Genomic DNA, 12,206 nt, shown 5'->3' with positions numbered 1-12,206 from the left:
AGCGCCCAACCGAAGGAAGCCCACGCTACCTTGAAGCCGACCCAAGCCCTGGAATTCACCGCCCCGCGCGATGACAACGCGCGCCTCGCCAACCTTTGCGGCCCGCTGGACGAAAACCTGCGCCAGATCGAGCAGGCGCTCGACGTGACGCTGCAGCGGCGCGGCCACCGGATCTCGATCCGCGGCCGTGGTGCGAAGCTCGCGCTCGCCGCGCTCGAGAACTTCTACAACCGCGCGCGCGATCCGCTGTCGCTCGACGACATCCAGCTCGCTCTGGTCGAGACGCGCCACCTCGGCAACGGCGCGGCGGACAGCGCGCCGGACGTGCGCTTTCGCGGCGATCCCGACCGTCCGTTCGACGACGCGCCCGCGCTGGCCGCCGATGCCGACGCCCCCGGCGAGGAGCCGACGCCCAAGCTCTACACGCGCCGCGCCGACCTGCGCGGCCGCACCCCGGCGCAACGCGAGTACCTGAAGCAGATCCTCGCGCACGACGTGACGTTCGGCGTCGGGCCGGCCGGCACCGGCAAGACCTACCTGGCCGTGGCCTGCGCCGTCGACGCGCTGGAGCGCGATCAGGTCAAGCGCATCGTGCTGACGCGTCCCGCCGTCGAGGCCGGCGAACGGCTGGGCTTCCTGCCCGGCGATCTGTCGCAGAAAATCGATCCGTACCTGCGCCCGCTCTACGACGCGCTCTACGATCTGCTCGGTTTCGACAAGACGGCCAAGATGTTCGAGCGCCAGATGATCGAAATCGCGCCGCTGGCCTACATGCGCGGCCGGACGCTGAACCACGCGTTCATCATCCTCGACGAGGCGCAGAACACCACGCCCGAGCAGATGAAGATGTTCCTGACGCGGATCGGTTTCGGCTCGAAGGCCGTCGTCACCGGCGACACCACCCAGATCGACCTGCCGCGCGGCCACAAGAGCGGCCTGGTCGAAGCGCAGCAGGTGCTGACGCAGGTGCGCGGGATCGCGCTCACGCGCTTCACCAGCGTCGACGTGGTGCGTCACCCGCTGGTCGCGCGAATCGTCGAGGCCTACGACGAGTTCCACGCCCAGCACAAGGACGCCTGAGCGACCTGCGCAGGCCTGCCGCCGGCGCCCCGGCAGCGGGCGAGCCGTGCGATGCCCATGAGGCAGGCAGCCGCGCGTCGGTCCGCCGCGGCCCTGCCGGTGCGGCCGCTCCAGCACCGGTCGGCACGCACCGCCACGGCCCGCGCGAGCGCTGCGGAACCGCAAAAACGCACGCGCCGGCACGCGCCGCGCCGGCCAAAACGCCTGGCCGTTTGGTGTATCCTCGTGCGGTTGCCCTCGACGCCGTCCACATGAAATCCTCCCGCAAAGCCAATCCAGCCTCCCACCCGAGCGCGCCGCGCGTATCGCTGTTCGACGAGCGTGGCAAGGTCAAGACGGTCGACGCGCAAGCCCTGCGCATCGATTTCCCCGACGGCCGTTCGCTGATGTTCGATCTGTCCGGCAGTTCCGGCGAAGCCTCGGTCGCGATCGTCGCGCAGCACGCGGACATCTCGCAGCGCGCCATCCTGACGCTGCGCCCCGAGCACTACGACAGCCTGACGCTGTCGGTCGGTGCCGAAGCCGCACCGGAAGGCGATGACGATGACGATGACGGCGACTCGGACGACGAATCCGAGCCGGCGGTCGAGCCCGAGCTAGAACTGGTGGTGCAGTACGGCGACGAAATCACGGCGCAAGTACGCAAGACCTTGCCCAAGCGCAAGCTGATCGCCGAATGGCTCGCCACCACGCTGTCCTCGGACGCCCAGCTCACGGTGCGCTTCGTCGGTGAAAAGGAAGGCCGCGAGCTGAACGGCGGCTACCGCAAGAAGGATTACCCCACCAACGTGCTGACCTTCGCCTACGAGCAAGCGCCCGACGGCACGACCATCGGCGATCTGGTGCTGTGCTGCCCGGTGGTCGAGAAGGAAGCGGCCGAGCAGAACAAGCCGCTGCAATCGCATTACGCGCATCTGCTGGTGCACGGCGCGCTGCATGCGCAGGGCTACGATCATGAGCGCAGCGAGGAAGACGCGACCGAGATGGAAGCGCTCGAAATCGACATGCTGGCCAAGCTCGGTTTCGCGAATCCCTACGAATAAGCGCCCCCACCCTTCACCTTCTCCGCGCCCGGCCGTGAGCACACCGATCCCCGTTCCCTCTGCGTATCCGCCGCCGATCGGCAACGGCAGGCTGCTGACCGACGACGAGCTGGCCGTTTCGCTCGACGCGTCGTTGAGCGACTGGGACCGCCGCTCCGATCTCTGGCTGTTCGGCTATGGCTCGCTGATCTGGAATCCGGGCCTGCCGGTGGCCGAGCAGTTGCACGGCCGCGTGCACGGCTACCATCGCGGGCTGTATCTGTGGTCGCGCGTCAATCGCGGCTCGGCCGAACGGCCCGGGCTCGTGCTGGCGCTCGATCGCGGCGGCTCGTGCAGCGGCGTGGCGTTCCGCATCGCCGGCCCCACCGCCATGCCGCATCTCGAAACGCTCTGGAAACGCGAAATGCCGATGGGCTCGTACCGGCCCGCCTGGCTGCCGTGCACGCTCGCCAGCGGCGAACGCGTGCGCGCGCTGGCGTTCGTGATGCGCCGCGACGCGCCCACCTACACCGGCAAGCTGACCGACGAGGTGGTGCGCGCCGTGTTCGCTTGCGCCGAAGGCCGCTACGGCACCACGCTCGACTACGTCACCCGCACCGTGGCCGCGCTGCGCGAAAGCGGCATCCCCGACCGCTCGCTCGAATCGCTGCTGGCCCGCTGCGCCTGAGCCGGGTCGCGCGCGCGCTCACGGCATTTTTTCCCGGGATGGGCGCTGCACCGATTCCGGGTTAGGATGGGTCCACGCCGCCAGGCAGGCCGTCGCGTCGGCCATTTGGCCGACACGGAAGCGCCGTGGCCTTGGTGTATCCTTGCCAACTCCGTGACAACGCGCCTGCGGTCCGCCCGGGCGCACCACCATGAACGATTCGTATCCCAGTCGAAAGTCCACCGACAAACCTCCCGAAAAGCGCTCGCTGCTGGAGCGCCTGACCGATTTCATCTCGCCCGAGCCCGAATCCCGCGGCGAGCTGCTCGAAATCCTGCAGGACGCGCACGAGCGCAACCTGATCGACGCCGATTCGCTGTCGATGATCGAAGGCGTGTTCCAGGTCTCCGACCTCTGCGCGCGCGACATCATGGTGCCCCGCGCCCAGATGGACGCCCTCAACATCGCCGACAAGCCCGAGGATTTCATCCCGTTCGTGCTTGAAAAGGCCCACTCGCGCTACCCGGTCTACGAAGAAAACCGCGACAACGTGATCGGCGTGCTGCTCGCGAAAGACCTGCTGCGCTTTTACGCGGAAGACGAATTCGACGTGCGCGGCATGCTGCGCCCGGCCGTGTTCATCCCGGAATCGAAGCGCCTGAACGTGCTGCTCCACGATTTCCGCGTGAACCGCAACCACCTCGCGATCGTGGTCGACGAATACGGCGGCGTGGCCGGCCTGATCACCATCGAGGATGTGCTGGAGCAGATCGTCGGCGACATCGAGGACGAATACGACTTCGACGAGGAAGCCGGCAACATCATCTCGGCGCCCGACGGCCGCTTCCGCGTGCGCGCGCTCACCGAGATCGCCCAGTTCAACGAACACTTCGGCACCGATTTCTCCGACGAGGAAGTCGACACCATCGGCGGGCTGATCACCCATCACTTCGGCCGCGTGCCGCATCGCGGCGAAAAGCTGCGGCTCGACAAGCTGATCTTCGAGATCCAGCGCGGCGATGCGCGCCAGATCCACGTGCTGCTGGTGCGCCGCGATCCGCTCGCCGGCCGCCGCAACGAATTGGCCGACGACTGATCGTCCGGCCGCCCCGTCAATACCCCTGCTCGACCCCATGGCCGAATCGTTCACGCCCCGCGCGCCGCGCGCCGCCACCTTCGCGGCGGACCGCCGCGCGCTGCCCCGTTGGCACTTCCCGGCGGCCCTGCTGGCCGGCGCGGCCAACACGCTGAGCTTCGCGCCCACGCCGCACGGCGGCTGGCTGCAACTGCTGGTGTTCGTGTGGTTCTTTGCGCAGCTCGCGCGCACCGGCACGCGCTGGCAGGCCACGCTGACCGGCGCGGCGTTCGGCTTCGGCAACTTCCTGACCGGCATCTGGTGGCTCTATATCAGCATGCACGTGTATGGCGAGATGGCGGCCTGGATCGCGGGCGGCGCGCTCGCGCTGTTCTGCTTGTACCTGTGCGTGTATCCGGCGCTGTCCGCGCTGATCTGGGCGCTTGCCTCGGGCCGGGGCGCGGGCCGCACGTTCGCGCCGAGCTGGCACGGCGCGTTGGCGTTCGCCAGCGCCTGGGCGCTCGGCGAATGGGCGCGCGGCACCGTGTTCACCGGCTTTCCGTGGCTCGCGAGCGGCTATGCGCAGGTCGACGGCCCGTTCGCCGGCTACGCGCCGGTGGCCGGCGTATACGGCGTGGGCTGGGTGCTCGCGCTGTTCGCGGCGCTGGTGATCAACGCGGTCGTCAGCGCGCGCCGCGGGCGCGGCACGGCCTTGAGCGGCCCGCTCGCGCCGGCCACGCTGGCCGTGGCGCTGGTCGCGATCGGCCTGCTGCTGCCGATGGTGCCGTGGACCAAGCCCGAGAATCAACCGCTGCACGTGCGGCTGCTGCAAGGCAACGTCAAGCAGGACGTCAAGTTCGAGCAGGCCGGCATCGACGCCGCCATCAAGATGTACACGAAGATGATCACCGAGCGGCCGGCCGACCTGGTGGTCACGCCCGAAACGGCGATCGCGGTGATGATCCAGGATCTGCCGCTGCCGTTCGCCAAGGCGGTGCGCAGCTTCGTCGACAAGACCGGCACCTCGGTGCTGTTCGGCGCGGTGGGCGACACGATCCTGCCCGACGGCAGCGTCGTCGACTACACCAACAGCCTGTATGGCGTGACGCCCGGCTCGATGGACATCTACCACTACGACAAGCACCACCTGGTGCCGTTCGGCGAGTTCATCCCGTGGGGCTTCCACTGGTTCGTCAACCTGATGAAGATGCCGCTCGGCGATTTCGCGCGCGGCGCGCTGGTGCAGAAGCCGTTCCTGGTCCACAACCAGCCGGTGATGGCCGACATATGCTACGAGGATCTGTTCGGTGAGGGCATTGCCGCAACCGTGCGCGAAAACGCGCCGTCGCCGGGCATCCTCGTGAACGTGACCAACCTCGCCTGGTTCGGCGACACCATCGCGCTCGACCAGCATCTGCAGATCGCGCGGATGCGCTCGCTCGAAACGGGCCGGCCGATGCTGCGCGCGACCAACACCGGCATGACGGCCGCGATCGACGCGCACGGCCGCGTGCTCGACCAGCTCAAGCCGTTCACGATCGGCGCGATCGACGTCACCGTGGAAGGCACCCAGGGCATCACGCCGTTCGTCGCGAACGGCAATGCCATCGTGCTGGGCGTGGCGCTCGTGCTGCTCGCGCTCGCCTTCGCGATCGGGCCGCGCCTGCGCCGCGGCGCGCGCGGCTGAACGCACGCGTAGCCGCTCCCGCCACCCACCCGCTCACGCGTCAGCGGCCTGCATCGGCCGCATCCGACCACGCGCTGCCGGCCCCGGCCAGCGCGCGCAGGTCCTGCGCGACCGCGTCGAGCACCGGCGCCCATTGCAGGAACGCCGGCTGGCGATACAGCGTGGCCGACGGATAGAGCGGGCTGTCGCGCCGCTCCAGTTGCCACACCCAATGCGGATTCACGTCGAGCAGCACCCAGGTCGCCTGTCCCACCGCGCCGCTCAGGTGCGCCATCGACGTGCAGCATGTGATCACCAGATCGAGCGCGCCGACGTAGGCGGCCGTGTCGTCGAAATTCCGCCATTCGGCGCTGTGATCGACGATCGGCAAACCCGCCGCGCGCGCCGTCTCCACCTCCGCGCCGAGGCCCGGCTGCAGCGAATGAAACGTCACGCCCTCGACGCCCGCGAACGCGGCCGCGTAACGCTCGATGCCGACGCGCCGGAACGGATTGCGCTGATGCGACGGGCTGCCCGTCCACGCGAGGCCGACGCGCAGCCGTTCGCCGGGCGGCGCCTCGGCCTCGAAGCGGGTGCGCCATGCATCGACGGCGCCCGGGTCGGCCATCAGATACGGCACGTTGGCGCCGGCCGCCGCATCGGGCAGACCGAGCTGCCAGGGCACGCTGCCGATCGGCACTTGGTAATCGGCGGCGGGCAGATGCTCGATCGCGCCGTCGTTGCTGTACAGCTCGACATGCTGGCCGAGGCTGCGCGAGAGCAGCGCGCCCATCTGCGCGAACGAATTCCACACCAGCCGCCCGCCCTCGCGATGCACGCGCGCGGCCAGCAGCGGAATCGTGCGCGCCAGTTGCAGCAGGTCGCCCATGCCCTGTTCGCCCCACACCAGCAAGGTCTTGCCGGCCAGCGATTCGCCATGCCAGCGCGGCGCGGCCATGGTCGGGCGCGTGCCGCGCAACTCGCTCGAACCGTGCCAGCGCGATTCGTGGCCAAACCAGCCGTCGGCGAAATTGCCGCGCACGAGCTGGATGATGCCGAGATTGAAGCGGAATGTTTCATCGTCGGGCGACAGCGCCAGCGCGCGCTGCGCGCAGCGCTCGGCGTCGTCCCAGCGCTGCGCTTCCTTGTAGGCGCACGACGCGTTGTTCTGGGCCAGCGCGCTGTCCGGCGCCAGTTCCAGCGCGCGTTCGGCCGCGGCCACCGAACGTTCGAGGTCGTAACGCGCGCGGTAGGACACCACCAGGTTGATCCAGGCCTGCTCGTCGCGCGGGTTGGCCGCGACGGCCTGCTCCAGCAAGGCCAGCTCCTCGGCCGGATCGCCGCCCGTGATCCGCACCGCGATCGCCAGGTTGTTGCGCAGCGACGGCCAGTCGGGCATCAGTTCGAGCACGCGCCGGTACGGCACGATCGCCTCGGCGTGACGGCCGCCCATCTGCAGCGCATAGCCGCAATTGAACGCCAGCGCGGCCACCTCCGGCTCGATGCGCCACACGCAGGCCGCGAACTCGGCCGCATCGCCGTAGCGCTGCTGTTCGAGCAGCGTGACGGTGAGCCGCGCGAGCGATTCGTAATCGAGCGCATGCAGCCGCGAGGCCGCGTCGAGCCATAAGGCGCGCGCCTCGGTGCGGCCGGATTCGGTCGCCGCCACGGCTTCGCGGAGGAATTCGAGCAAGGACGGATAGAGCGGGAACTGCGAATCGACGGGCGGTCTGAACATGGCGGGCATGGGGGCCGGGCATCGGCGGACAGGGCAATGGAATGCATCTTACCGCGCTGTTATGCCGCATCGACAGCGACGTGCGCGACGCCTGCCCGCTGTATCGCGCATGCGCTCGCGACACGCTCACGAGGCACGCTCGCCGCCTCGCGCGAACGCGTCGCGCATCCGTGCGGCGCGCCGCCATACCGCGCAAGATTCGCGCCTCGACACGCGTGCCGGCCGTTCCGGCGTCACGGTCGCGCCGATCCGGTAAAATTACGCGTTTTACGCCCATCCAAGCCGCGCACCGGACTGGAGCGCCGGTCCGAGTCGCCTCGCGCCAGCCCCCGTCGGAACGCCCAGCGCCTACGAAGGCCCCTCATGCTCACGTTTCAACAAATCATCCTGACGCTCCAGTCCTACTGGGACAAACAGGGTTGTGCCCTGCTCCAGCCCATCGACATGGAAGTCGGCGCAGGCACCTCGCACGTTCACACGTTCCTGCGCGCGATCGGCCCCGAGCCGTGGCGCGCCGCCTACGTGCAACCGTCGCGCCGCCCGAAGGACGGCCGCTACGGCGCGAACCCGAACCGCCTGCAGCACTACTACCAGTATCAGGTGGTGATGAAGCCGGCCCCGGAGAACATCCTCGATCTCTACCTCGGCTCGCTTGAAGCGCTCGGCTTCGACCTGAAGCAGAACGACGTGCGCTTCGTCGAGGACGACTGGGAGAACCCCACGCTCGGCGCCTGGGGCCTCGGCTGGGAAGTCTGGCTGAACGGCATGGAAGTCACGCAGTTCACGTATTTCCAGCAGGCCGGCGGCCTCGATTGCAAGCCGGTGCTCGGCGAGATCACGTACGGGCTCGAACGCCTCGCGATGTATCTGCAGAAGGTGGAAAACGTCTACGACCTGATCTGGACGGAGTGGGAAGAACTCGGCCCGAACGGCCCGGAACTGCGCCGCCTGACCTACGGCGACGTGTATCACCAGAACGAAGTCGAGCAATCGACCTACAACTTCGAGCACGCCAACGTCGATCTGCTGTTCACGTTCTTCAACAGCTACGAAGCCGAAGCGAAACGGATGATCGAGGCGAAGCTCGCGCTGCCCGCCTACGAACTCGTGTTGAAGGCCGGCCACACGTTCAACCTGCTCGACGCACGCGGCGCGATCTCGGTCACCGAGCGCGCGGCCTACATCGGCCGGATTCGCGCGCTGTCGCGGCTCGTGGCGCAGTCCTACTACGAATCGCGCGAGGCGCTCGGCTTCCCGATGATCGGCAATCCGGTGCGCGGCGTGCCGGGCCTCGCCACGGCCGCCGACGCGGCCCAGCCGGGCTGGGTTCCGCCCCTGAAGGCCGAACGCAAGATCGACAAGGACTGACGAGATTCCTCCCACCATGACGCACACCCATACCGCTCCCCTCCTCGTCGAACTGCTGACCGAGGAACTGCCGCCGAAGGCGCTCGCCCGCCTCGGCGACGCCTTTGCCGAAGGCCTCGCGCAGCGCCTCGCCGCGCGCGACCTGACCGACGGCGAACCCGTGTTCGAACGCTACGCCACGCCGCGCCGCCTGGCCGTGGTGATCCGCAACGTGCGCGCCGTCGCGCCGGATCGCCAGGTTCGCGAGAAAGTGCTGCCCGTGTCGGTCGCGCTCGACGCCGAAGGCAAGCCCACCCCGCCGCTCGCGAAGAAGCTCGCGGCGCTCGGCCACCCCGACCTCGCCATCGATTCGCTCGAACGCGCCCAGGACGGCAAGGCCGAAGCGTTCTTCATCAACTACTCGGCGCCCGGCGCGCAACTGGCCGACGGCCTGCAGGCCGCGCTCGACGACACGCTCGCCAAGCTGCCGATCCCGAAGGTGATGACGTATCAACGCCCGGACGGCACCGACGTGCGCTTCGTGCGCCCGGTGCTGCGCCTGACCGTGCTGCACGACACGCAGGTCGTGCCGGTCACCGCGTTCGGCATCGACGCCGGCGACACCACGCTCGGCCACCGCTTCCTGTCGACGGGCGCCGTCGCGATCCGCTCGGCTGAAACCTATGCCGATACGCTGCGCGAGAAGGGCCGCGTGATCGCGCACTTCGTCGACCGCCGCGAATCGATCCGCACGGCGCTCGCTGCCCATGCCGAAAGCGACACGGTGGTGATGCCCGAAGCGCTGCTCGACGAGGTCAACGCGCTGGTCGAATGGCCGGTGGTGTATGCCTGCAACTTCGAGGACGAATTCCTGGACGTGCCTCAGGAATGCCTGATCCTGACGATGCAGACCAACCAGAAGTATTTCGCGCTGACCGATGCCGCCGGCAAGCTGCGCTCGCGCTTCCTGATCGTCTCGAACATCGAGACGCCCACGCCGGGCGACATCGTCGAAGGCAACGAGCGCGTGGTGCGCCCGCGCCTGGCCGATGCGAAGTTCTTCTTCGAGACCGATAAAAAGACCCGCCTCGCCGATCGCGTGCCGCGCCTGGCCAACGTCGTCTATCACAACAAGCTCGGCTCGCAGCTCGCGCGCGTCGAGCGGATCGAATCGATCGCCGCGCAAATCGCACCGGCCGTCGGCGCCGATGCCGCACTCGCGCAACGCGCCGCGCGCCTCGCCAAGGCCGACCTGCTGACCGACATGGTGGGCGAGTTCCCCGAGCTGCAAGGCACGATGGGCACCTACTACGCGCGCCACGACGGCGAGCCGGACGAAGTCGCCGTCGCCTGCACCGAGCATTACCAGCCGCGCTTCTCCGGCGACACGCTGCCGGCCGCGCCGGTCAGCACGGCGGTTGCGCTGGCCGACAAGCTCGAAACCATCGTCGGCATCTGGGGCATCGGCCTCGCGCCCACGGGCGAGAAGGACCCGTTCGCGCTGCGCCGTCACGCGCTCGGCGTGCTGCGCCTGCTGCTCGAAAAGCAGTTGCCGCTCGACCTCGTCGAACTGCTGCGCACGGCCTACGCGAGCTTCGCCGGCATCGACGGCGTGGCCGATTCGACCGCCGCGATCTACGCGTTCTTCCTCGACCGCCTGCGCGGCATCCTGCGCGAGCGCGGCTACTCGACGGGCGAGATCGAAGCCGTGCTCGGCCTCGAACCGACGCGCGTCGACGACCTGATCGCCCGCCTCGATGCGGTGCGCGAGTTCACGCGTCTGGCCGAAGCGGAAGCGCTCGCCGCGGCCAACAAGCGGATCTCGAACATCCTGAAGAAGTCGGAAGGCGGTGCGCCGGGCGAAGTTCAACCGGCCCTGCTGGCCGAGCCGGCCGAACAGGCGCTCGCCGCGCAACTGGCGGAAGTCACGCCGCGCGTGCAGTCGCAACTGGCCGCACGCGACTACACGGGCGCGCTGTCGGCGCTCGCCGCGCTGCGCGCGCCGGTCGATACCTTCTTCAACGACGTGATGGTCAACGCCGAGGACCCCGCGCTGCGCGCGAACCGCCTCGCGCTGCTGTCGGCGCTGCATCAGCAGATGAACTGCGTCGCCGACATCTCGAAGCTCGCCGCGTAAGCGGCACGCCCCACGTCACGCGCGCCAGGAGAACGTCATGCCCCACCGCAAGCTCGTCGTCCTCGACCGGGACGGCGTCATCAACGTCGATTCGGATGCGTTCATCAAGACGCCCGACGAGTGGATCGCGCTGCCCGGCAGCCTCGAAGCGATCGCACGGCTCAACCACGCGGGCTACCGCGTGGTGGTCGCGACCAACCAGTCGGGCATCGGCCGCGGGCTGTTCGACATGGCGGCGCTCAACGCCATGCATCTGAAGATGCACAAGGCTGCCGCCACGGTCGGCGCGCGCATCGACGCGGTGTTCTACTGCCCGCACACGGCCAACGACAACTGCGATTGCCGCAAGCCGAAGCCGGGCATGATGACGATGATCTCGGAGCGCTTCGAGATCGACGCGGACGAAACGCCGATCGTCGGCGATTCGCTGCGCGACCTGCAAGCCGGCGTCGCGGTCGGCTTCCGGCCGCATCTGGTGCTCACGGGCAAGGGCCGCAAAACGCTCGCGGCCGGCAACCTGCCCGAGGGCACGCGCGTGCACGACGACCTGCGCGCGTTCGCGCTCGATTTCCTGTCACGGGAGCCGGGCTGATCTGACGGCGCGCCACCCGCTCCTCCGTTCCCGTCGTTTCCGCTGTTTCGCCTACGTCCGAACCAAGCCGATGCTCATCATCCGTTCGCTGTTGCTGCTTCTCTATCTCGTGCTGTACACGGTGCCGTATGCGACCGCGTGCTTCATCGCGTTCCCGTTCCTGCGCCCCGACGCACGCTACTGGATGGCGGCCGGCTGGTGCCGTTCGACGCTCTTCGTGGTGCGCGTGCTGAACGGCATCCGCTACCGCATCGAGGGCATGGAAAACCTGCCGGACGGCCCCGCCGTGCTGCTCTCGAAGCATCAATCGGCCTGGGAAACGCTGGCCTTCCCGGCGCTGATGCCGCGCCCGCTCTGTTACGTGTTCAAGCGCGAGCTGCTCTACGTGCCGTTCTTCGGCTGGGCGCTCGGCCTGCTGCACATGGTCAACATCAACCGCAAGGAAGGCAAGTACGCCTTCGATTCGGTGATCCGCCAGGGCAAGAAGCGGCTCTCGGAAGGCGCGTGGGTGATCATGTTCCCCGAAGGCACGCGCACGCCCACCGGCCGCCAGGGCAAATACAAGACGGGCGGCGCCCGCTTCGCGGTGGGCGCAGGCGCCCCGGTCGTGCCGATCGCCCACAACGCGGGACGCGTCTGGCCACGTAATTCGTTCACCAAGTATCCGGGTATAGTCACGGTGTCGATCGGCAAGCCGATCGATTCGCGCGGCCTGAGCCCCGACGAGTTGAACACGCGCGTCGAGCAATGGATCGAAGCGGAAATGCGCCGCATCGATCCCGAAGCCTACCGCCACGAAAGCGGTGGCGCGGACGGCGGTACACCTCCGGCACACGCCGCACGATCCTGATTCAAGGTTTCATTCATATTGCGTACTGCCAA

Annotated in this window: 10 protein-coding genes; 9 read left to right on the top strand and 1 reads right to left on the bottom strand. The window is 68.5% G+C overall.

Going from position 1 to position 12,206, the window contains the following annotated elements; genetic code table 11:
* The first annotated feature begins 30 nt into the window (after window positions 1–30).
* The 5 genes from AB4851_RS18835 (at window position 31) to lnt (ending at window position 5,531) form a co-directional block, all read left to right on the top strand.
* Window positions 31–1,080 carry a PhoH family protein gene (locus AB4851_RS18835; RefSeq protein ID WP_414443037.1) on the top strand — a complete coding sequence of 350 codons (1,050 nt, stop codon included), beginning with the start codon at window positions 31–33 and terminating at the stop codon, window positions 1,078–1,080.
* Between the two features lie 251 nt (window positions 1,081–1,331).
* Window positions 1,332–2,123: an rRNA maturation RNase YbeY gene (gene ybeY / locus AB4851_RS18830; protein WP_414451020.1), complete on the top strand. Its 792-nt coding sequence runs from the start codon at window positions 1,332–1,334 to the stop codon at window positions 2,121–2,123.
* Between the two features lie 34 nt (window positions 2,124–2,157).
* Window positions 2,158–2,790, top strand: a complete 633-nt coding sequence (locus AB4851_RS18825; protein WP_414451019.1) for a gamma-glutamylcyclotransferase — start codon at window positions 2,158–2,160, stop codon at window positions 2,788–2,790.
* A 190-nt stretch (window positions 2,791–2,980) separates the two neighbouring features.
* Window positions 2,981–3,865, top strand: a complete 885-nt coding sequence (locus AB4851_RS18820; RefSeq protein WP_414451018.1) for an HlyC/CorC family transporter — start codon at window positions 2,981–2,983, stop codon at window positions 3,863–3,865.
* A gap of 37 nt (window positions 3,866–3,902) precedes the next feature.
* A complete protein-coding gene (lnt, locus tag AB4851_RS18815) occupies window positions 3,903–5,531 on the top strand; it encodes an apolipoprotein N-acyltransferase (protein WP_414451017.1) in 1,629 nt (542 codons plus the stop codon).
* A 40-nt stretch (window positions 5,532–5,571) separates the two neighbouring features.
* Here the strand turns inward: lnt and AB4851_RS18810 are convergent, their stop codons facing one another.
* Entirely contained in the window at window positions 5,572–7,248 is a 1,677-nt protein-coding gene (locus AB4851_RS18810) for a tetratricopeptide repeat protein (protein WP_414451016.1), read from the bottom strand.
* Window positions 7,249–7,611: 363 nt separating this feature from the next.
* Between AB4851_RS18810 and glyQ the strand changes: the two genes are divergently transcribed.
* The 4 genes from glyQ (at window position 7,612) to AB4851_RS18790 (ending at window position 12,174) form a co-directional block, all read left to right on the top strand.
* Window positions 7,612–8,616, top strand: a complete 1,005-nt coding sequence (gene glyQ, locus AB4851_RS18805; RefSeq protein ID WP_414443042.1) for a glycine--tRNA ligase subunit alpha — start codon at window positions 7,612–7,614, stop codon at window positions 8,614–8,616.
* A 16-nt stretch (window positions 8,617–8,632) separates the two neighbouring features.
* Window positions 8,633–10,732, top strand: coding sequence for a glycine--tRNA ligase subunit beta (gene glyS, locus AB4851_RS18800; RefSeq protein ID WP_414451015.1), 2,100 nt, complete (start codon window positions 8,633–8,635; stop codon window positions 10,730–10,732).
* A 37-nt stretch (window positions 10,733–10,769) separates the two neighbouring features.
* The gene (gmhB, locus tag AB4851_RS18795) at window positions 10,770–11,324 is read left to right on the top strand and encodes a D-glycero-beta-D-manno-heptose 1,7-bisphosphate 7-phosphatase (protein ID WP_414443044.1); all 555 of its coding nucleotides are present in this window, start codon (window positions 10,770–10,772) and stop codon (window positions 11,322–11,324) included.
* A 70-nt stretch (window positions 11,325–11,394) separates the two neighbouring features.
* The gene (locus AB4851_RS18790; protein WP_414451014.1) at window positions 11,395–12,174 is read left to right on the top strand and encodes a lysophospholipid acyltransferase family protein; all 780 of its coding nucleotides are present in this window, start codon (window positions 11,395–11,397) and stop codon (window positions 12,172–12,174) included.
* The last annotated feature ends 32 nt before the right edge of the window (window positions 12,175–12,206 follow it).

Origin of the sequence: Burkholderia sp. 22PA0099 (assembly GCF_047497165.1) — a bacterium.
In the GTDB taxonomy this organism is placed as follows: domain Bacteria; phylum Pseudomonadota; class Gammaproteobacteria; order Burkholderiales; family Burkholderiaceae; genus Burkholderia.
This window is presented reverse-complemented; position numbering and strand designations above follow the sequence as displayed.